This is a genomic window from Mycolicibacterium vulneris, from assembly GCF_002104765.1.
Taxonomy (GTDB): domain Bacteria; phylum Actinomycetota; class Actinomycetes; order Mycobacteriales; family Mycobacteriaceae; genus Mycobacterium; species Mycobacterium vulneris.
In genome coordinates this window covers 63,948-84,556 of sequence record NZ_NCXM01000025.1, presented here as the reverse complement: position 1 = coordinate 84,556, position 20,609 = coordinate 63,948, and the positions used below count along the sequence as shown (strand labels likewise).

Annotated in this window: 19 protein-coding genes; 4 read left to right on the top strand and 15 right to left on the bottom strand. The window is 65.4% G+C overall.

Annotated elements, in window-relative coordinates:
* Window positions 1-15: 15 nt before the first annotated feature.
* The 12 genes from B8W69_RS21735 to B8W69_RS21675 all read right to left on the bottom strand — a co-directional run bounded on the left by B8W69_RS21735 (window position 16) and on the right by B8W69_RS21675 (window position 14,233).
* The gene (locus B8W69_RS21735; protein ID WP_085291833.1) at window positions 16-888 is read right to left on the bottom strand and encodes a pyridoxamine 5'-phosphate oxidase family protein; all 873 of its coding nucleotides are present in this window, start codon (window positions 886-888) and stop codon (window positions 16-18) included.
* Between the two features lie 261 nt (window positions 889-1,149).
* Complete coding sequence (locus B8W69_RS21725) at window positions 1,150-2,706, bottom strand: MlaD family protein (RefSeq protein ID WP_085291832.1); 1,557 nt, start codon at window positions 2,704-2,706, stop codon at window positions 1,150-1,152.
* Entirely contained in the window at window positions 2,700-3,875 is a 1,176-nt protein-coding gene (locus B8W69_RS21720; RefSeq protein WP_085291831.1) for a virulence factor Mce family protein, read from the bottom strand. Before B8W69_RS21720 ends, B8W69_RS21725 begins: the two co-directional genes overlap by 7 nt.
* Window positions 3,875-5,341 (bottom strand): virulence factor Mce family protein, encoded by a 1,467-nt coding sequence (locus B8W69_RS21715; RefSeq protein WP_085291830.1) that lies wholly within the window; start codon window positions 5,339-5,341, stop codon window positions 3,875-3,877. The genes B8W69_RS21720 and B8W69_RS21715 overlap by 1 nt, the downstream gene beginning before the upstream one ends.
* Window positions 5,338-6,897, bottom strand: a complete 1,560-nt coding sequence (locus tag B8W69_RS21710; protein ID WP_085291829.1) for a virulence factor Mce family protein — start codon at window positions 6,895-6,897, stop codon at window positions 5,338-5,340. The genes B8W69_RS21715 and B8W69_RS21710 overlap by 4 nt, the downstream gene beginning before the upstream one ends.
* Entirely contained in the window at window positions 6,894-7,934 is a 1,041-nt protein-coding gene (locus tag B8W69_RS21705) for a virulence factor Mce family protein (RefSeq protein ID WP_085291828.1), read from the bottom strand. Before B8W69_RS21705 ends, B8W69_RS21710 begins: the two co-directional genes overlap by 4 nt.
* On the bottom strand, window positions 7,931-9,238 hold the full coding sequence (locus tag B8W69_RS21700; protein WP_085291827.1) for an MCE family protein: 1,308 nt from the start codon (window positions 9,236-9,238) through the stop codon (window positions 7,931-7,933). Before B8W69_RS21700 ends, B8W69_RS21705 begins: the two co-directional genes overlap by 4 nt.
* A gap of 5 nt (window positions 9,239-9,243) precedes the next feature.
* Window positions 9,244-10,116: an MlaE family ABC transporter permease gene (locus tag B8W69_RS21695; protein ID WP_085291826.1), complete on the bottom strand. Its 873-nt coding sequence runs from the start codon at window positions 10,114-10,116 to the stop codon at window positions 9,244-9,246.
* Window position 10,117: 1 nt separating this feature from the next.
* Window positions 10,118-10,897, bottom strand: coding sequence for an MlaE family ABC transporter permease (locus B8W69_RS21690; RefSeq protein WP_439330634.1), 780 nt, complete (start codon window positions 10,895-10,897; stop codon window positions 10,118-10,120).
* Between the two features lie 708 nt (window positions 10,898-11,605).
* Entirely contained in the window at window positions 11,606-12,277 is a 672-nt protein-coding gene (locus tag B8W69_RS21685) for a TetR/AcrR family transcriptional regulator (protein ID WP_085291824.1), read from the bottom strand.
* Between the two features lie 162 nt (window positions 12,278-12,439).
* Window positions 12,440-12,748, bottom strand: coding sequence for a hypothetical protein (locus B8W69_RS21680; RefSeq protein WP_085291823.1), 309 nt, complete (start codon window positions 12,746-12,748; stop codon window positions 12,440-12,442).
* 153 nt (window positions 12,749-12,901) lie between these two features.
* The gene (locus B8W69_RS21675) at window positions 12,902-14,233 is read right to left on the bottom strand and encodes an acyltransferase family protein (protein WP_085291822.1); all 1,332 of its coding nucleotides are present in this window, start codon (window positions 14,231-14,233) and stop codon (window positions 12,902-12,904) included.
* 84 nt (window positions 14,234-14,317) lie between these two features.
* On the opposite strand from B8W69_RS21675, the gene B8W69_RS21670 reads away from it, so the two are divergent.
* Window positions 14,318-15,289 (top strand): aldo/keto reductase, encoded by a 972-nt coding sequence (locus B8W69_RS21670; RefSeq protein ID WP_085291821.1) that lies wholly within the window; start codon window positions 14,318-14,320, stop codon window positions 15,287-15,289.
* Window positions 15,290-15,294: 5 nt separating this feature from the next.
* On the opposite strand, the gene B8W69_RS21665 is transcribed toward B8W69_RS21670, so the two are convergent.
* The 3 genes from B8W69_RS21665 to B8W69_RS21655 form a co-directional block, all read right to left on the bottom strand.
* Window positions 15,295-16,395 carry an NAD-dependent epimerase/dehydratase family protein gene (locus B8W69_RS21665; RefSeq protein WP_085291820.1) on the bottom strand — a complete coding sequence of 367 codons (1,101 nt, stop codon included), beginning with the start codon at window positions 16,393-16,395 and terminating at the stop codon, window positions 15,295-15,297.
* Window positions 16,396-16,402: 7 nt separating this feature from the next.
* Window positions 16,403-16,921, bottom strand: coding sequence for a nuclear transport factor 2 family protein (locus tag B8W69_RS21660; RefSeq protein WP_085291819.1), 519 nt, complete (start codon window positions 16,919-16,921; stop codon window positions 16,403-16,405).
* 62 nt (window positions 16,922-16,983) lie between these two features.
* A complete protein-coding gene (locus tag B8W69_RS21655) occupies window positions 16,984-17,790 on the bottom strand; it encodes an acyl-CoA thioesterase (protein WP_085291818.1) in 807 nt (268 codons plus the stop codon).
* Window positions 17,791-17,988: 198 nt separating this feature from the next.
* On the opposite strand from B8W69_RS21655, the gene B8W69_RS21650 reads away from it, so the two are divergent.
* The 3 genes from B8W69_RS21650 to B8W69_RS21640 all read left to right on the top strand — a co-directional run bounded on the left by B8W69_RS21650 (window position 17,989) and on the right by B8W69_RS21640 (window position 20,569).
* A complete protein-coding gene (locus B8W69_RS21650; RefSeq protein WP_085291817.1) occupies window positions 17,989-18,378 on the top strand; it encodes a DUF1801 domain-containing protein in 390 nt (129 codons plus the stop codon).
* Between the two features lie 80 nt (window positions 18,379-18,458).
* On the top strand, window positions 18,459-19,706 hold the full coding sequence (locus B8W69_RS21645) for an acyl-CoA dehydrogenase family protein (RefSeq protein ID WP_085291854.1): 1,248 nt from the start codon (window positions 18,459-18,461) through the stop codon (window positions 19,704-19,706).
* Window positions 19,703-20,569: a hypothetical protein gene (locus tag B8W69_RS21640; RefSeq protein ID WP_085291816.1), complete on the top strand. Its 867-nt coding sequence runs from the start codon at window positions 19,703-19,705 to the stop codon at window positions 20,567-20,569. Before B8W69_RS21645 ends, B8W69_RS21640 begins: the two co-directional genes overlap by 4 nt.
* The last annotated feature ends 40 nt before the right edge of the window (window positions 20,570-20,609 follow it).

Below are 20,609 nucleotides of genomic sequence, written 5' to 3'. Positions count from 1 at the left end.
TGTCGATGGGCGTCGCTACTTATGGACGGCCAGACCAGCTAGCGTTGCGACGGCGTCGACCGAGAATGCGACATTCCTTCCAACAGCGCCATCATCATCGGCGGCGCCGGGAGTGGTCCACCGCACGTGCGCGGTCCCACTGATCTGCAAACTGGCGCCGGTATCGAAATCGAGGAACAGCAAGGCGGCTTTGTCGTCGACCGCCAGGTTGCCATAGCTGTTGAACATGTTGTTTCCCGGAAAATCCGGCCACCAGAGACCGTCCGGTGAGTCGACGCGGACAAATCCGGGGGGTCCTCCACGGTGTGAGGCATCGCTACCGCGTGTGGGATGGCTTGTGCCCAGGAAGAACGTGTCGGATGTTGCGATCAATGCCCGATCGGAGGGGCCGAGAAGCGCTGCGCGTCCCGGGCGTTTCGAACGAAGGGCAGCAATACAAGCGACATCGATCGCGCGGCGGTGAATGTACTTGGGGCAATTGCCGTACGACTGGTCGACGCGGACGGTCATGCTCTTGTGGTCAGCACCGACAAGTTCGCCGTTTATCCGTAGCCTGCGGCGGGTGGCGAAGTCGATGGCGATCAGTCCGACTTGCTGATCGATCTGGATCTCATGCAGGGGATCCCCGTCACGGGGGGTGGTAGACACGTGCAAGACACCTCCTTGACCGCGGAGGAAACCCGGTGGCGCGGCCAACGGCGAGACCCAGAGGAGGCCGTTGTGGTCGCGTCCGGTCAGCGCGGCGAACCGCTGTGACGCGAGAAAGCGTGCGGCGCCTTGGGACAGATCCGACGAGTCAAGCATGCTCTCGAGCCGCCCCGCCTCGGCTTCCACACCCGCCTGGCGCTGCACTACCAGTTCTCCCTCGTGGAAGCCGGTCGCTGTCATAATCGTCGTAACAATGTCGCCGACGCAATGCTTCCCGACGCTCGCGGAGAGATCACCGGCCGGCAATGCGCGGGCGCTGTTCCTAGGCGACCGACATAATGCGTGCGACCGGCCTGCCGTCACGGATGACCCGCGCCACCAGTCTGCCGCGATGTATGACGTCGAATGCTTCCCCTGTGCCGACCCGCTCGAGATACGCACACGCGTTACTCCGAAGTTGGCCTAGGCCAATCGCTTCCTGCTTTTCGCTCGGCATCGTGCTCACCTGCTTGCTGGCGGCGCCAACATGTCCTTCCATCCCTCGTCTCCCGTCTTCCCCGAGTTTTCAACCGCGTACCTCACGCCGTCGGGACCCTCCAGTTCGCCGCTCTGCGGAGCGTAAACGGCCCGGGGTGGCCCGCCGGGCGTGTACACGCACGGATTTGGTTGCTGCCCATTGCATTCGACCGTTCCCGTTCCCGGCCGGGTCAGTGGATCGCTGGTCGGCGGTGGCGTCCCAGGCACCTTGTCGGAGGGCGCCGGGTTGAGGCCGTTGTCGACTGACGGCGCGGGTATCACCTGGCCCGGCTTCACCGGCTGGTCGCAACGGGCCGCGGGCGCCGGACAGGTCAGGATCTGGTTGGGGTCGCCGTACCAGGGGTTGGTGCCCAGCGGAACGTACGGCTTGCCGTCGCGGCACTCCCGCGGCGTCGCGGCGCGTTTACCGGGGACATCGACACACGGAAGGTTCCGTGCGCCGCGCACGGCATTAGCGGGAGTGTCTTGCGGAATCTTGCAATAGATTCCACCCGGCATCGGCTCCAGGCTGGTGTCCGCCGGAGACCGCCACTGGGAGGCCGGGAGAAATCCGGTCAGGCACGGCGGGGGCTGGTTGATCGTCAGCGAGGTGCCGAGCGACGCGTAACCCGGGAAGGCCGACGTGACCGTCTGGCCCTCCGATGCGCCCTGGGGGTAGGCCACCAGCAGTTGCTCGACGCCCTTGTGGTAGCGCTTGAGCATCTCGAGCACGATCGCGAGGTTCGCCAGTGTCTGCGGCAATGACTCGCGGACGTCGCCGAACACCTCATTGACCTGATCGGCGGTCGGGGCCCCCTGGGACAGAATGCTTCTCACGTGCTGGTCGTTTTCCGCGCTTTGGGCGGCCAGGATGTTCAGGTTGTGCGACCAGCGCTCGATCGAGTCACCGGAGTTGACCTGACTGTCGATGATCGGTCCCGAGTTTTGGATGATGTCGTTGACGTCTTCGATGTTGGTCTTGAAGTCGCTGGCGATTGCCTGTGTCGCATCGACCAGCCGTTGCAGCGCCGGGCCCAATCCGCCGACCGCTTGGGCTGTTTCGTCGAGCAGCGAGCCGATCTTCTCCTTGGGCAGCACCGCAAGGCCGCGGTTGGCCGCATCCAGCGCCGGACCGATCTCGGTGGGCACCGTGCCCTTGGTGATGGTCTGTCCCGGCGAGAAGTATTGGCCCGGGTTGCCCACCGAAACCAGGTCCAGATACTGCTCACCGACCGCCGACACCGAATGCACGTTCGCCGAGGCGTCGATCGGGATCTTGTAGCGGTTGCCGATGCTCATGGTCACCCGCGCTCCCGTGGCGGTCGGCTCGACGCCGGTGACCGTGCCGATGGTTTCACCGCGATACGTGACGTTGGACGTCTTGTACAGACCGCCCGACGCGGGCAGGTCCGCCTTCAGCGTGTACTGGCCGATCCCAGCCGCGGTCGGGATCTGCAAGTAGTACCAGCCGAGCACCACCGCCGTGACCGCCGTGAGGATCGCGAACATGACCAGCTGTCGCTTGATGAAGCGGGTCAGCATTGCCGGTCCGCCCTTTCGACCAGCGGGCCGCCCGGAAAGTCGTTGGGGTTCGGCGTAAACCGGACGTCGGGGATCATCGTTTCGGGGTCGCGGCCCCACGATTGCTCGAGCGCGCGCAGCGCTCCGGAGAATCCGGTGCCGGTGAGCACCGCGTTGTCGACGGCGCTCATGGTCAGGTCGAGCGTCAGCGACAGGTTGAAGTAGTCGCCGCGAAACGCCTTGGGCACCGCGTCGATGTCGAACGGGCGGACCAGGATCAGCTTGAGCGCGCGGATCAGGTACGGAGCGCCACGGCCGAGTTCTCGCAGCGGGCACTGCAGCGACTGCAGATCTTGGTGCAGGTCGCCCCGCGAGGCCGACAGGTATTGGTCGGTGAGCTGGCTGAGCCGCCCGGTCGCGTTGATCGCGTCGACCAGGAGTTGCTGTTTGTCGGCGAAATGTTTGAACAGTGGCGGGAATTCGGTGAGGACCCGGTCCAGGACGTCCGAGCGGGGACCCACGTACGCCAGCAGCCGGTTGGTGGAATCGATGGCTCGGGTGATGTCAGCGCGCTGCTCGTCGAGTCGGGCGGTGAAGGTGTCCAGCTTGCCGAGGAACGCGCGGATCTGGTCGGCCCGTCCGTGCACGATGTTGTAGACCTCGTTCTGCAGCACTTCGAGGTTCGGGATTCCGCCGCCGCGCAGCACGATGGCGAGGCTTGCCAGAGTCTGCTCGGTCGTGGGATACGTGGAAGAATTCTTCAGCGGGATGGTGTCGCCGTCCCTCAGTGGCTCCGGGGACGGGTTGGGTGGCACGGCCAGCTCCACATGCTGAGAACCCAGGAGGCTGGTCTGCCCGATCTTGGCGGTCGCGTTCTTGGGCAACTTGACGCCCTTGCCCAGGTGTAGCGTCAGCGTCGCGACCCAGTTCTTCAGTTCGATCGCGCGCACCGTGCCGACAAAGACATCGGCCACCCGCACCCGGCTGTTGTCATTGAGGGCCAGCGTGTCGGGCAACTGCACGTAGACGGTGTAGGAGCCGGGCCCGGAGCCCGGGCCACCGGGCATCGGAACATTGGCGATCCCATGCCATTTCGCGCACGACGTCAGCACCGCCGCGGCGGTCAACAGAACCAGCCCCTGCCGGGCCCGGTGCCGGGCGCGAAAACCCAACGCGCGCTTGGTGTTCATCACGGTTCCGTCGATGCGACCGGCCCAGGGGGCATGGGGTTCTCGTCGTACGCGTTCGGCGGTCCCGGCGGGGTCTGCAGGCCCGCCGGCGGGGGAGCCGCGTCCGGGCCGCCCATCAATTCGGCCAAGGATTCCGGGGTCATCAGGCCGCCCGTGATTGGCCCGACCTGCGTGCCCTGCATGCCGGGTGCCGCAACCCAGCCGGGCTGGGTGTTGCGGTGCGACAGCGGGGTATCGGGCACCCAGATTCCGGGCACCGTGGTGTCCTTGTATCCGTTCGGCGGGTGCAGCCGACCCTCGGAGTAGGCGACTTCCTTGGGCAGCGTCTCGGCGGTGCTGAACAGGTTCAGTCCGACCGGCAGGTAGTTGAACTTGATCGCGTCGAGGATCGGCGCCAGGTATTGCGCGCACAGTTCGGCGGAATCCTGATAGCCCAGCCGGCTACCGGCCTGAATCATGCTGCAGACGAACTGCATTGGGTTCGCGAAGTTCGGGATCGCCGGGATGGACATGACGGCGCCGTGCGACGGGTGATAAATCTGGCTCAGGTTGGTCTCCAGCGTCGGCAGGACGTGCAGGGCGGTCTCCAAGCCGTTCAGCGGGTCGGGTTGGACCAGCGTGGTGGTCAGGGTGGCGAGGTTGTCGACGTCGTGTGCGAGCACCTCGCGGTTCTTGGTCAAGAACGGGCGCAGCGTGGAGAGCAGGCTGTCGAATTGCTCTAGCGCAGTGGAGAGGTCGCGGTCGGACCCGGTCAGCTTGTCGGTGAACTGGGCCAGGTTCTTGTTCAGCGCGACGAACTGCTGGTCGTCTTTGTGCAGGGCGTTGACGAACTGGGCCAGGCTGCGCACCACCGCAAAGAAGTCGCCACGGCCCTCGTTCAGCGCGGTCAACGACCGCGACAGGCTGTTCAGCGTGGTGTTGATCTGCTTGCCCTTCCCGGCCAGCCCATCCGCGAACGACTCGATGGCCTCGCCGAAGGGGCCCTTGGGTTGCTCGGGCGTCGGGCCGAGTTTGTTGATGATGTTGGCGACGCTTTCGCGCAGTTCGTCCCACTCCGTCGGCACCTGCGTGCGCTCGATCGGGATCACCGCGTTGTCGGCCATCACCGGACCACCTTTGTAGGGTGGCTCCAACTGAATGCTGCGCGACGCCACCAGGGTGGGGCTCAGGACCACGGCGGAAGCGTTGGCCGGCACCTTGTACTTGTTGTCGTAGTGAAACGTCACCTTCATCTTGTCGCCGGCCGGCTCGATCTTGTCGACCGAACCCACGCGAACGCCCATGATCTGTACCCTGTCCCCGGAATACAGCGCGTTCGCCGTTGGCAGGTAAGCGATTACCGTGTTGCTGGTCAACTTCTGGTACAGCCGCCAGCCGACGACGGCGGCGACCAGGGCCAGCAGCACCGCCAGCGTTCCGATGACCGTCCGGGGCCGCAGTTTGCGGATATGCAAGACGCTGCTCAATTCTGGCTCCCCCCCGTGATGCCGCTGCCGCCCGTGCCGCCGGGGTTGACGAACGGTGCCGGCAACTGCGGCCCGGGCCCCGGTGGGGCGGGTGGCCCCGGCGGCAGTCCGGGCGCGAACGTCGACGGTGGCGGGGTGGGGCCGGCGGGCTGCAGGTTCTCGGTGCGCGCGCCCGGCGGCGCTTGGGTGGGCAGCGGAACCGGTGTGCCCGGGACGTCGGGTGGCGGTTCACCCGGGCGCCCGGCGATCGGGATCCCCGGAGTCGGCGGCAGGCCGTTCGGATTGGGCGGCGACGTCTGCACATCGATCGGTGCCGGGAAGCTGCCACCGAACGGGCCGGCGTCAACACCAGCGCACGGCAACGGGTTCCACGGCCTCGGCAGCGCGTCAGGCGGCGGCGTGTAAGAGCACGCCGTTCCGGGCGGGACGGCCGGTCCCGGATGATCCGGGGTGCCCTCGAGCACCGGAGGTGCGGGCGGCGGCGCGCCGTTGGGGAGTCGGGTGCCGTTGGGATCGGGCCAGCGGAACTCGGGCAGACCGGCGCTGCGCCAGAAGTTTTCCGGATCGATGCCACGCTTCTTGAAGGCGGCGTCGACCCACGGCTGCAAGACCCAATAGGGCAGCAGGTTGGACAGGACTATCTTGAAGTACGGTCCCGATGCGACGGATTCACCCAGCGATGCGGCGAATTGGCTGACGTATGTGAGGGTTTGGGCCAGGTCGTCTTTGCGTGCCACCAGCACGTCGCTGATGGCACGCAACTGTTCGAGCACGGGATTGAGGTTCGGGTTGTCGTTGATGAACCCCTGGACCTCGGTCGAGAAGGCGGAGACGTTCTGCAGCAGGGCGGCGATGGCGCGGCCACGTTCGTTGAACGCGGCCAGCAGCGTCTTCGTGTTGACCAACAACCTGTTGATTTGTTCGCTGCGGTCACCCAGCACGCTGGCCACCTGGTGGGCCTGAGCGAGTAGGTGTTTGATCTGTTCGTCGCGTTTACCGATGGTGTCGGAGAATTTGGCCAAGCCGTCGAGTGCCGAACTCAGATGCGGGTAGGTCTGATCGACGGTCTGCGACAAGACGTTCAGCGACTGCTTAACGGTGTCGATATCCCAGCCGGTGGCGGCCTTGGTGACGTCGAAGGCCGCGTCGTAAAGCTGATAGGGGGTGGTGCTCTGACCCAGCGGCAACCCCTCCCCGGGCCGCAACGGCCGGCTTCCCCGCGGCTCGATCTCGAGCACCTTCTTGCCCAGGATGGTGTCGGTCTTGATCGCGAGCCGGCTCTCGGTGCCGATGGTGTTGCCGCCGATGGAAAACTTGATTCGGACGTGATCGCCGTCGATCTCGAGCGCTTCCACCTTGCCGACGTTCACGCCGGAGATGCGCACCTTGTCGCCTTTATTGAGTTGACCGGTGTCGGTGAATTGCCCGTAATAGCTCGGACTGGCGAACATCATCGGGATACTGGTGAAACTTTGGCCGACGGCGACCACGAGCAAAAGCACGGTAATGCCCATCAGGCCGACCCGGCCGCGGTTGAATTCCGTCAGTGTTCTCATTGCGGCGTGCACCTACCGGTGGGCTGTTGCCAGATCCGAACCGTGCGCACCGGGCCGCCGGCTTGCAGTCCGTTCCATTTGATCGTGAGGTCGCAGACGTAGAAGTTCACCCAGTCGCCGTAGAGCCCAATGCTGCGGCCGATCAGGTTGAGCGCGGTCGGCGTCTTGTGGATCAGATCGCCGAGCTGATCGCGTTGGTCGGCGAGCGGCTGCTGCAGGGCCTGCAGGTAGTTGATCGTGTTGTGCAGCAGAGCGCGGTTGTCCGAGAGCAGGTCGGCCACCGTTCCGGCGGCGTTGCTGATGTTCGCGGTGCCGGCGGCCAGCGGGTCGGCGTGGTTTTGCAGCCCGGTGATCAATCTCTCGAAGTTATCGATGGTCTGGTCGAACTCCTTGCGATGCCGAACTGTGGTGTCTAGCACCGTGTTCAGGTTCTTGATCACCTCGCCGATCGCCTGGTCGCGTTCGGCGAGGTGCGCGGTCAGCCTCGCGGTCTGGTCGAGGATGTCGTTGATGGTGCCGCCCTGCCCCTGGAAGACGGTGATGATGGCCGACGCGATGGTGTTGACCTTTTCCGGGTCGAGCGCCCGGAACAGTGGCTTGAAACCACCGATCAGGGCGTCGAGGTCCAGCGGCGGTGACGTTCGGGACAGCGGGATGAATCCGCCCGGCGGCAGGACCCGGTCGGCGCCCTCGCCCTCGCCGCGCTTGAGCTCCAGGTAACGGTCGGCGAACAGGTTGAGATAGCGGATCTGCGCGGTCGTCGACTGGTAGAGCGTCGCCGAGCGATCGACGTCGAAGTCCACCAAAACCCGCTGGCCGCCGTCGATCAGGCGCACCGCTTTGACCTTGCCGATCTCGACTCCGGAGGCGCGGACAAACTGGCCGTTTTTCAGCCCGCCGGCATTCCTGAACTCCGCGGAATAGGTGTTGGTGCTGTTGAAGCGCATCTGGGCGAACACCACGACGATCGACACGGTGATCACCAGCAGCACCAGTGAGACGATGCCGAGCTTGATAGCGGAGCCGGTGATCTTCATGGGTTGATCGTGTTGTCCCCGACCTGACGGCCCCAGACGTACTCGATTGCGTACGGTGAGCCGGTGTCCAGGTGGTTGTACGGCGCGAGGCTGGCGCCGGTGTCCACCACCAGACTCGGCGCCGGCCACAGGTCATGGCTGACGGCATGCCAGCAGCCCGGCGCACCCCCCGGTCCGCCGTGGGCGTTCACCCGTGGCAGATTGTCCGGGTACACAAAGGGATTCGGCGCCCCGCCGACCAGTCCGGCCAGCCCGAGAAGTCCCAGGGTGGCCGCCGTGCCGGTCAACCCGGGAAGCGTGAGGATGCCGCCCAACCCCGACGTCAGCTCGGTCATGGTTTTCAGCGCGTAGCCGTTGCCTCCGCCCGTTGTTTCGTAGGCATGGGGTTCTTCGTCGTAATAGTTGCGGATGGTGCAGAAGATCTCGGGGCTGTAGGTGTCGAGCAGTCCGGCGGTGGTCACCAGATCGGCGACACCCCGTTGCAGGTAGGGGCCGCCGCGGGCGACGATATCCGCGCCGGTGTGGCCCAGCCCGGTCGCGGCCAACAATGCGGCGTCCAGGTCGGCCTCCTGACGGTGCAGCGTGCGCGCCGTGGTCACCGCATTGTTCAGGGAGTCGAGCAGGTCCGGCGCGGCGTTGGCATAGATGTCGCCCAGGGCGCCCAACTGTTGAATGTCGTGCCGGATCTGCGGCATTTGCGGATTGATGTCGTCGAGGATGGCGTTGGCGTTGACGATCGACTGCCCGAACTTGTCGCCCAAGCCGGACAACGCCTGCGCGGCCGCGGCCAGTGTCAGGTTCACCTTGACCGGATCCAGCTTTTCCGTGATGGTGGTGAGCGTCTCGAACAGCGTATTGAACTCCGTCGTCACCGACCTCGCATCGATCACGCGCTGTGATGTGATGCGTTGCGGCGTAGAGTGTTTCGGTGATGTAAGCGACACGTACTTGTTGCCGAACACCGTGGTCGCCTTGATGTTTGCGTCCACGTTGGCCGGAATCAGTTCGATGTATTTCGGATTCACGTTCAAGACGAACTTGGCCACCGGTGTGCCGTCACGCTCGACCTCCGAAATGCTGGCCACCCGGCCGATTTCCACGCCGTTGTAGGTGACCTTCGATCCCGGGTCCATCACCAAACCCGACCGGGGAGCCAACATCGTCAGGCGCGTCGTCGGCGTGAGCTGACCCCGAAACTGCAGCCACACGAACGCCAGTACCGCCGCGGCGACCACCAGGAACACCGTCGCCGCCGTCCGGTACGGCGGGATGCGTGGCGAGTTCTCCTGCGCCGGGCGTGTCATGGCGGCTACACGGTGAGGTTGAAGTTCGGCGTTTTTCCGTAGACCGCCATCGCGGTCAGCACGACCACCACGACGATCGTGATCAGCGACAGACGCATCGACCGGCCGACCGCCTCGCCGACGCCGACCGGCCCGCCGGTGGCGGTGTAGCCGTAGTAGCAGTGGGTGGTCATCACGACGATTGCAACCAGGATCACCTCGGCGAAGGACCAGCCCACGTCGTTGAGGCGCAGGAATGTGTGGAAGTAGTGGTTGTACGTGCCGATGGACTGTCCGTAGAAGAACACCGTGGTGACTTGCTGGGACAGGAAGGCCATGGTTATAGCCAACCCGTAGAGCGGGATGATGACGATCAGACCCGCCACGACCCGGGTGGACGCCAGGTAGGCGACCGACCGGATACTCATCACCTCGAGCGCGTCGATCTCCTGGCTGATGCGCATGGCGCCCAGTTCGGCGGTGGCGCCGGCGCCGACCGTAGCGGCCAGCGCCTGACCGGCGGCCACCGGCGCCACGAACCGCACATTGACCAGTGCGGCCAAAAAACCGGTGAACGCCTCGACACCGATGTTGCCCAGCGTCGCGTAGCCCTGGATGGCGACCAGTGAACCCGCGGACAGGGTAATGAAGCCGACGATGGCGGCGGTGCCACCGACCACGGCCATCGCGCCGGTACCCATGCCCATCTGGGCAACCATGCGCAGCATCTCCCTGCGGTAGCGATGCATGGCGAAGGGAATCTGCCCGATGGCGGTCAGGGCGAACCACACTATTTGACCGATCTCGACCAGTAACCGGTCCGGGGCGGCGCCGTATCGACTGAGGGTGGCTCGCGGAAAGTGGATGTGCCGTGAGGGAACTGTTGTAGTCGCGGTCATGTCAGCGTCCCGTTCCGAATCGCACGCCGATGGTGGTCAGCGCCGCGTTGACCGCGAAAAGTGCGATGAAGCACAGCACCACCGTCTCGTTGACGGCAGTGCCCAACCCTTTGGAACCGCCGCGGACGATCAGTCCGCGGTAACAGCCGATCAGCCCGGCGATCAGACCGAACGTGGCGGCCTTGATGAATGCGATCACCACCTCGGGCAGGCCGGTGAGCGCCGTCAGCGTTGACAGGTAGGCACCGCTCGAGACGTTCTGCAGGTACACGCTGAACAGGTAGCCGCCCCCGAGGCCGACGGCGACGACGAGGCCGTTGAGCAGCACCGCGACGAGCGTCGAGGCGACGACGCGGGGCACCACCAGCCGGTGGATCGGGTCGATTCCGAGCACCTCGAGCGCGTCGATTTCCTCGCGGATGGTGCGCGCGCCGAGGTCGGCGCAGATGGCGGTGCCGCCCGCGCCGGCGACCACCAGCACCGTCACGATCGGGCCGAGCTGCGTGACCGCACCGATGGCGGCACCGGCACCGGAGACGTCGGAGGCGCCGATCTCGGCCAGCAGCAGGTTGAGCGTGAAGATGAGCAGCACGGTTTCCGGGATGGACACCGCGATGGTGGGCAGGAGCGATACCCGCATGAGAAACCAGCCATTCCAGATGAACTCGCGCCACTCGAATGGCTGCCGCAGCGCTTTACCGGTCAACATGCACATGCGGAAGAAACCGCCGGCCACTTCGGTGCCCGGTCGGATGTGTCGCCCTAATTTGCTGGGGACCAGGTGCGCGGTAGTCACCGGTGCCGCCCTTGACGCGGGCACGCAACGTGTCGCAAGGTCCGCATTGATTGTCCGAGCGGGCAACCCGCTGTCCCGGGGTGGCGATGGCGACGGTGAACGTGGTCCCGATCGCCGGGTTCATTTGCCGCGCGACCGCGTCGCGAAACGAGTTGCATCACTGAATATTTCGTGTCCATTTGGAATGACGACGCCATCGGGTGCCGTTGCCCTAAGTATCGGTGCCCCGATGGCTGGGAAGGCACGTTGCGTGGCCCATCACCTCGGTCACGACACCAGCCGGCCAGCCGGTCCTCCCACTCGGCACTCTGGGCCTGCGCCCTTCGGCTCCATGCCGCACGCGTTTGCGCCACGCAGCCACTATTACATTTGACCGTACGGACAGTCAATAACGTGGCAGGTGCACGCGGGCTGACGATAAGAAGTTCGTGGACGAATCTTCGGGCTGCCCAACCCGCCGAAACCTCCATTACCTGGCAGTTTGTGTCATAGGCACGGCCGCTCCGTGGCCGGCGGCAGGGTATTCTCGCAATGGTGCCGCGCGGAAGCCGTGGGTCAGAACTGACTATCCGTACGGTAATGACGCCTTGTCGCAATCGTTCGACGGATGTCAGTGCAGGACGACTCGGCGCTTCAAGCGAAACCGGTGCAACCAGTTACCGTCCCGCCCAAATCATTTCGATGCTATTACGGTCAATCTGTCGGACCGGTGACCGTGGCAAGGCATTCGCGCACCACCGAGACGATGTTCGAGGACGGGTCCGCCCACTTGCCGAGCCCTAACCGGTCGAGCAGGAGTCCGCCGAGGAACACGTCGACGAAAGCGGCCCCTACTTGTTCGGGTGTCCGGGAATCGGTGGGATCGAACCACACCCACATCCACTGCAGGGATCCCCACAGTTGGAGTGCGGCCAGGTCGACATCGACGCTTCGGAACACACCGCTGTCTATTCCGTTGCGGATCTCGTCAATCGCCAAGCTCTGCAATTGATTGCGCAGCTTGCGGACTTGCTGCATCGCCGGATCATCGGATAACTGAACCACCTCGCGCTGGCTTGCCACCGTCGCATCTCGGGCCATCACTTGCAGCAGTGCCGAGGTGAAAATGATTGCGGCGATGCGCTCGTGCGGTGCGGCCACGCGAGTCCACGCCATCTGCAAAACGTCGAGTTGCCGGGTCAGATGGGTCTCTTCCAGCTCCCGCAACATCTGCGCTTTGGTACCGAAGTGATGAACGATGGTGCCCTTCGACATACCGAGCTCGTCGGCGATGTCTCCCATATTCGTTCTGTCGTAGCCGCGTTCGGCGACATAGCGGACAAACGCGTCGAAAATCTCGCTTCGCCTACCTGGCGATCGGGGCATCTTCCACCCTTCGGCACAAACTAACCGTACGAACGGTCTATCATAACCGTCGCAAAGTCAAGTTCCCTCGCCGTTGCAGGATGCGGGCGGGTGGCCATACGGGAACGCGAAGCCGAGACGCTCCACGGCGGGCGGCGGCCGGCGTCCGCAACTCAGCGGGGTCTAGGGGCCTTTGCGACCATCGAACATGTTCGGCGCGGTTACCACATAGGTGTTCGCGCGAGGTGATGGTTTGATCTCACCGGCGGTGTACACAGTCATCAGTTCTCTGCCATCGCCGTCGGCGACGCACACGTAGGTGTCCGTCTCGGCGTCGTAATCGAAGCTCTCCCAGGCTAAGACGAATGCCAGGCAGTTCCCGTCGCGGTCCGTGACGACCAGCTTGTGAACCCCCGACTCTTTCAAAAGCTCGGCGTCCTGAGCGCGCTGCCGAGGAACATGGTTGGTGTGGAGCGTAGCGGTATGTGACATTTGTGTACTCCCGTCGCGAGGGTATCTACGTCCGGGCCTGAGCGCTCGATACTCACGTAATCCGAAGCCTGCCGGAGACGTTTCTCCGTGAATACCGGTCCGGCCAGGGTATTACGGCCCCTCTCGTGGGGCCGTAAGTCGCTCCGCGCGCGGCTATGCGGTTCTGTGCCCGACCGTCGGGCCACGGGTTGTTGACTCGGCGGCGGGGCGAAATGCCGCCAGTAGCGCTCCGGCCGCGAAGATCACTGCGGTCAGCCACGGATAGCGCCCGTCGGGGGCGAAACCCTCGGCAGCAATCATGGACAGCGCGTAGGCCGCCATCGCGGCACCCGCCAGCATCACCGGCTCCACCCAGCGCTCGGTGAGCGGGACACCGAGCCGGGGCAGGGGAGCGGCGAAAAGTCTTCGCGCCCAGAACAGCAGCACCATCTCTACCGCGGTCACGACGCTCAGGATGACCACCCATTCCAGCCGGGCCAGCCACCAGTCCGCGCTACCTTCAGGTAGCTGCGGCAAGAGCCCGGCCGGGTAACCGACGATCGCCACGATCACGACGGGAATCATGTGCCACAGGTAGAGGGCCATGATGTTGTTGTTGGCGACCGACAACGCGCGCTCCACGCGGATGGCGCGTAGCGCACGGTTGAGCGCGGGCGCGACCGCCATCGCGATTCCGGTCTGGGCGCATCCGAACGCCAACAGGGCCACGGTCGGCGGTGTCGTGTTGTCGATGGTCTGTCCGGGAACGCCGATCATGCTGACCGGGTAGATCTTGAGCCAAACCAGCAGCGCCAGCGCCACCGCGGAAGCACCGGCCAGTAACCAGGGCCTGCGGCCGGTCAATGAACCGCCGTGCCAAGCGATCCCGAGCTGATACAGCGTGCCCCAACCCAGCAGATAATTCACCCAGTTGAGGTAGGGGACGTGCCCGGCGAGCCGGGCGACGTCCACCGCCGCAACGACCAACGCGAGCACCCCCGGCACCAGCAGTCCCCAACGGCGTTGTGCGGCAATCGCAATCGGCGTAAGCGATACCACGACCAGATACACGGCTAGGAACCACAGGTGCATCGCCACCGCCCAGCCGGCGTACTCGAGCACCGAGCCGGCCACCCCGCAGGCGCCCAGGATCACCACCACCAGCGACACCAGCACGACGTACACCGCCGTCGGCCCGAGGACCCGCGCCAACCGGTGCTGCACCCAGGTTCGACGCGAAACGCCGTCGGTGTCGTGCCGATGGGTCCAGGACACCGCGGCGGCATAGCCGGCAACCAGGAAGAACGCCGGCACCGCCTGAAAGGGCCACGTCAGCCACTGGGTCCAGGGCAGGTCAACGAGCGGGTTCTGCCGGCCGAATTGCCCGTCGTGGTAGGTCACCGATCCAGCCAGCCAGTGTCCCAGCACGATCAGCACCACGCCCGATACCCGGTAGTAGTCGACCGCCAGATTGCGGGCCGGTCGCGGGGTGTTTGCGCGGTCCATCAGATCGGGGGAAGCTCGACGCGGTACACAGCGCCACGGTACCGTCCGGCACTCAGCGGGCAACCGTCGAACAGGAGACAATCGATGAAATTGGCTCAACTCGCCGAATTACAGGTCGGTCGCCTCGGATTGGGCGCGATGGGGATGTCGGTGGCCTATGCAGGGGCGGGCAGTGACGACGCCGAATCGATCCGCACCGTTCATCGCGCCATCGACCTGGGTGTCACCCTGATCGACACCGCCGAGGTCTACGGCCCGTATGTCAACGAGGAACTTCTGGCCCGTGCCCTGCAGGGGCGACGTGATCAAGTAGTTCTGGCAACCAAATTCGGCCTGATTTCGCACACCGGTCGCAACGGCCTCGACAGCAGCCCCGCCAGTATCCGCGTCGCCGTGGATGGTTCGCTGCAACGGTTGGCGACTGACCATATCGATCTGTATTACCAGCACCGCCTCGACCGTCAGACCCCGATCGAAGAGACGGTCGGTGCGCTGGCCGAGCTGGTCGCTGCCGGGAAGATCCGGCACATCGGCCTGTCCGAAGTCGGCGTGGACACCATTCGTCGCGCCCATGCGGTGCACCCCATTACGGCCGTTCAGTCGGAATACTCGCTGTGGACACGCGATCAAGAAGACGAGATCCTGCCGGCGCTGCGCGAGTTGGGGATCGGCTTCGTCGCCTATTCGCCGTTGGGTCGTGGCTTTCTCACCGGCGCCATCCGCTCCACCCAGGAGCTGCCCGATACCGATTACCGCAAGACCAACCCGCGGTTCTTCGACGACAACTTTCAGCACAACCTGCGGTGCGCGGACGAGGTGCGCGACATCAGCGCGGACGTCGGTGCGACGCCGGCTCAGGTCGCCTTGGCCTGGCTACTCGCGAAAGGCCCCGATATCGTGCCCATTCCGGGAACCAAGCGTGTCACGCGCCTGGAAGAAAACGTCGGTGCCGACGCGGTGGAACTGTCCGCCGACCAGCTGGCCAGACTCGATGGACTCACCCCGCCCGTCGGAGGGCACCACGCCGAGGCGCAAATGGCCTGGATTGACCGTTAGTCGCGCTAGTCGACACTCGCCAATGCAGCTGTGCCGTACTTCTTTTCGATCAGCGACCATGGGTCGGCGTAAGGGCCGCGTCCCTCGAGCCGGCGCTGAACGATCAGAACCGCACGCAGCGCCGGCCGCAGCACCGGGGCAAGCACCCGCAGCAGCAGGCGCAGGTGGCCCTGCGATTCGGCAACCCACGCCATCGTCTGACTCCAGTCGTGCTCCTGGAAGTCCAGCAGTGCCTGCGCTTCGGTGGTGTCGTACCAGCCGGTGAAACTCCAGCCGCGGTCGTCGGCCGGGTCGCCGGGCAGACTCGCCGACGGCCCCAGCGGGCCCAGGCCGATGGCCTGCATCAGGCTGTCCTCGAGGCCGCGCTGCGTCAGCACGTAAGACTCGTTGCCGCCGATGAGCACGACTTTGCCGGAAATGGTCGCCTCGCGATCGACCCCATTGGCGAATGCCACCGCCACGTCGCGCGCGTCCACCGCATGCATGCGGTTGTCACCCGGCATCGATCGCATCAGCAGCAGCGAATCGCCGTTGACGGTCGTGTGGGTGTCCGGCGAGATGACCCCGCCGAGCCGGAAGAGCGCGTAAGGCAGTCCGCTGCCGCGGATGGCCGCCTCGGCGAGCACCTTGTCCTGGCCGTACTGATCGATGGGGTTCACCGGGGTGTCCGGCGTGATGCGCTCGGGCTGACGGTAGGGGTTGCGCGATCCGTATACCGCGGCGCTCGAGGCCATCAGGAACAGTGGCGGGCGGGGGAGCGTCGAGCAGGCCGCCAAAAGGTTCTCGGTCCCACCGACATTGACGCGCCGGGCCAGCCCGGGAGTGCGGTAGGACAGCGGGGAGACGACGGCGGCCAGGTGAACGACGGCTCCGGGGTTGTGAGCCGCGACGAGCTGGCTCACCGCCTCGGCGTCCAGGAGATCGGTGTACGCGGGAATCAGCGTCCCCGGCTGCCCGCCGGCGGCGAGTTCCTTTTCGGCGGCGACGGTGTTGTCGTTGCGCAGATCCATCGCGACGACGGTTCGTCCCCGCTCCAGCAGGATCTGCGTGCAGCGCTTACCGACTTGCCCGAACGCGCCGGTGACCAACACGGTATCGACTGTCATGGGTGCGTCACCGATCCATCAGCCGGCCGGCGATACTGCCGATCGCCATGCGCAGCCGGGGCGAGACGTAGATCGAGAAGAACGGCGTCACGATGTCCTCGCGGAGTCGAGTTAGCTTGGAGCTCTTGATAAACCACTGGCCGGCGACGTTCTCGTAGGTTTCGTGGTAGTGGCCGTAGCCGACCAAGGTTACCCCGGGCCCGAATCGGACCACGTCTTGCAGCGCCCATATTCCTTGCGCCGTCGTCGCCGAGGTGAGCTCGATTTCGGGTGTGTGCACCTGGTGTGCGGTGGGCTGCGTCAGGCGGCCGAGGGCCCGGCGGGTGAACGCAACGAAATCGTCGGCACCGGCGATGACCTTCCCGCCGGCTTCCGACGTGTCGCTGACGAAATCGTCGGCGAAGATCGTCCGCCACGCCGCCCAGTCCTTGGTGTCCAGGTAGCGGCAGTAGCGGGCTTTGAGCTGCTTGATGGATTCGATCGCCGGCAGCGTCTCGGCCACCAGACCCTGTGCGCGCTCTGTCATTGCGGCTCGATTCTTTCGGTAAGCGTCCCGGCGTGACGTTTCACTGGCGAAGTGTAAACCCGTCACCCTTTGAAGTAGACGATCTGATGTGTGGTCGCCAGCAGCCCGCCGTCGGCGGTCCACACTTTCGCGCTCTGGTCGAAATAGCCGCGGGAAAATCGATTCGCGTGCGCGGTGGCCAGCACGAAGTCGTTGTGTAGGGCGTCGAGGTGGGGCTGATCGGCGTGGAAATACGTGGTCAGCGAGATGGTCCCGGACGGGATGAAGCCCCCGCGGCGCAGGAACACCCGCGGGTAGAAGATGTCGCACAGCGCGGCGAGTGCGGGATAGTCGATCGGGCGCCCCGCGCCGTCGCGGACCCACAGGGTGGACGTCGACGACGGGCTCGGATCCCCGCCTTTGCCGGGCATCGTGCCCTCGACGTACCGCATGTCGTAGAGGCTGGTCCATCGAACGAGCCCCGGATCGACCGCGGGCACCTGCTCGGGCGCCGGCGCACTCGGCGGATGGCTCTCCGTGTCGGCCCAACTCTCGCGCCGGACCGCGAAGATCGCGGTCGCCGTCGTCTTGACCGCGTCGTCCTGGCTGAGCTCGACGATCCAGTGCTGATTGGTCCGGTTGGTGCGCGCTGCCCGCAGCGTGATGTCGAAGTCGCCGTCGGCGATGGGAGCGGCGTAGTTGACGGTCAGGGCCAGCGGTTCCCCGATGCGATCGGGGTGTGACTCGACGGCGCGCAACATGACGGCCGCGGTGATTCCCCCGAACGGTCCCACCATGTTGGCCCACTCCGGGTGCGTGCGGCCGCGCCTGACGCCCGCGCCGATCGGGTCGAGCCGGAGGGCTTCGTCGAAGGGATGTGTGTCGGTCATATGGGTTCCTTGTTCGCGGGGCGGGTAGCGCCGTCCGGCCGGGCCGCGCAATCGTCACAGGCGCTGGCACGAGTCGACCGCAGATTACTTGCGGGCGGCCTCGCTGCCCGACACGGGGTCGTGGCGTGTGGCCCGCGGCGAACACCATCGGTTGATGTACGGTCCGGCGAGCGACAACCTCACCGAAAGCGAGCCACGATGGCGAACCCCAAGGACGACGCCGCAGCCAAATCTCCCGGCGAACTGATCGACGCCAGGATCAAGGAATTGGGGGATTGGCGCGGTGAGATGCTCGCGCGCATCAGGCAATTGATCAAGACGGCCGACCCCGACGTGGTCGAAGCGTGGAAGTGGCGGGGCGTTCCCACCTGGTATCACGACGGGATGATCTGCACCGGCGAGACGTACAAAAACGTCGTGAAGATGACGTTCGCCAAAGGCGCTTCGCTGCAGGATCCCGCGGGTCTGTTCAACTCCAGCCTGGACGGAAACACCAGACGCGCGATTGACTTCCACGAGGGCGACAAGATCGATGAGAAGGCGTTGACGGCGCTCATTCGCGCCGCGGTGGCGTTGAACGGGTCCTGAAGGCGCCAACCTGTACACCCGCGTGGCGGTGCTGTACAGTCGCCCAGCACAAGGGCGACGCTCGAATGAGAGGCCATCCGGTGACTTCCGAGTCGGTCGAGGAATTTCGGAGCCGGGCCAGGGCCTGGCTGGCCGCGACCATGCCGCGACTCGACCCGGCCGAGGCGGCGCAGCTGGAGCGCGATGAGTTGCCGTCCTGGCACCGGGCTCGCGAACTGCAAAAGCTGCTGTGGGACGGTGGATTCGCCGGGATCTGTTTCCCGCGCGAGTATGGCGGGCTCGGACTGAGCTACGAATACAAAAAGGCGTTCGACGTCGAGTCCCAGGGGTATGAGACTCCGCTCCTGCTCAACGTCCCGTCGTTCGCTATCTGCTGCGCAACGATTCTCGACATGGGCAGCGAGGACCAGAAGCGCACGCACATTGCCGCCGCGTTGCGCGGCGACGAGGTGCTGGTGCAGCTGCTGTCCGAGCCCAACGGGGGATCGGATCTGGCGGGCGTCATCACCCGCGCCGAGCGCCGGGACGGTCGATGGATCATCAACGGCGCCAAGACCTGGAGCACGTGGGCGTTCGCCGCCGACTATGGTCTCTGCCTGGCCAGGACCAACTGGGACGTGCCCAAGCACGAGGGGCTGACGATGTTTCTGGTGCCGTTGCACCATCCAGGCGTCACCATCAACCGCATTCAGCAGGTCAACGGCTCCATCGAGTTCTGCGAGGAGTTCTTTGACGACGTCGACGTGGGCGACGACGCGGTGGTGGGTGAACCTGGCAAGGGATGGGATGTCGCGTCACGGCAGCTCTATCACGAGCGGCGCACGATGGGGGACGGCTCGGAGTACACCAGTGGGCCGGGAATCGCTGAGGCCCACGATGTTTCGGCCGACCTGGTATCGCTGCTCGAAAAAACGAATCAGGCCGGCAACCAACGGCTCGAGGAGATGGTCGGCCGGGCGCTGGTGCATCGGGCCGTGCATGGCCAACTCAGTGAGCACGTCTTCCACGCCGTGGCCGGCGGATCACTGCCCCCCGCCGCCGGGTCGATCATCCGGCTGTACATGGCCGAGGTGCACGATGTCGAGACCGACACCGCGCTGGCCGTGGCGGGCCCGGCGGCCGTGGTCGACGACGACGGCGGGTTCGTAGGCATCGGGACGCGCTATCTGGGACGGCAGACCGCGAGCATCGGCGGCGGTACCACCGAGATGGCGCGCAATGTGATCGGCGAGCGGGTGCTGAACTTCCCACGCGAGCGTGCCGACGACCGCGGTGTGCCTTTCAATCAGGTGCGGCGCGGCAAAAGCCAAGGAGGCGAGCGGAATTGAGCGGTCAACTTCGTGACATCCGAGAGTTGATGGGAGACTCCGACGCCTACCGCGACGAACTGTACCGGCGTTGGACGGGCCTGCTGAGCTACCGCTACATCGGTCGAAAACACTCATCGATGAATCTGGGGGAGACCGACGACACCGTGCCCATCCGCCGCGATATGCGCAACGAAGCGGGCGGAATCATGGTGGCGCCGTTAGCCATTTCCTCTCCGGAGGGCTGCCAGACCGACATGGTCGCCGTGCCCAATCCGGTCATCGCGTCGGTACAGATCGTCGATCCCGGCTACGACGTCGAAAGGATCGAGATCGTCGGGTCGGGCATCGTGCACCAGGGCCGCACCATGGGCTACGGGCGCTGCACCATCGTCGACGCCGACAACCCCACCCGGGTGATCGCCTTCAACGAGGGGCAGGGCGCGATCATCGGCGTCCCGCCGGAAGGCCTGGACCGCATGGATGTTTCGGGCACTGAACTGGTGGTCGAGGACTCTCCCGATCTGCCCCCGCTGTGGCAGGCCTTCGGTGCCAGCCGTCGGGGCGACGGCCACTGGATATTGCCCGAGCTGAGCACCGAACTCGCGTCGCCGGATGCCGCGCTGCACATCGGACCCCAGCACGTCGTCCTCGAAACCGCGGCGATCGATCTCGCCGCCGAGGTCGCCGGGACCAAGAAGCTCCAGGTCGTCAGCTGGCATGTGATGTTCATGTCGCGCGGCAAGGTGGGGCCGTTCCGGGTCGAGGGCACCGCGCACGCGGGCGGACCCGGGCGCGTCGGCGTGCGCATGCTGCTGCACGACGAGGGCAACGCCGATAAGGCGGTCACCTCGGCCGCCGCGGTCTTCGACATCGTGGGCTGAGCCGGGTTCGGCGGCCATGGCAGGTCCGGCTACGCCGCTT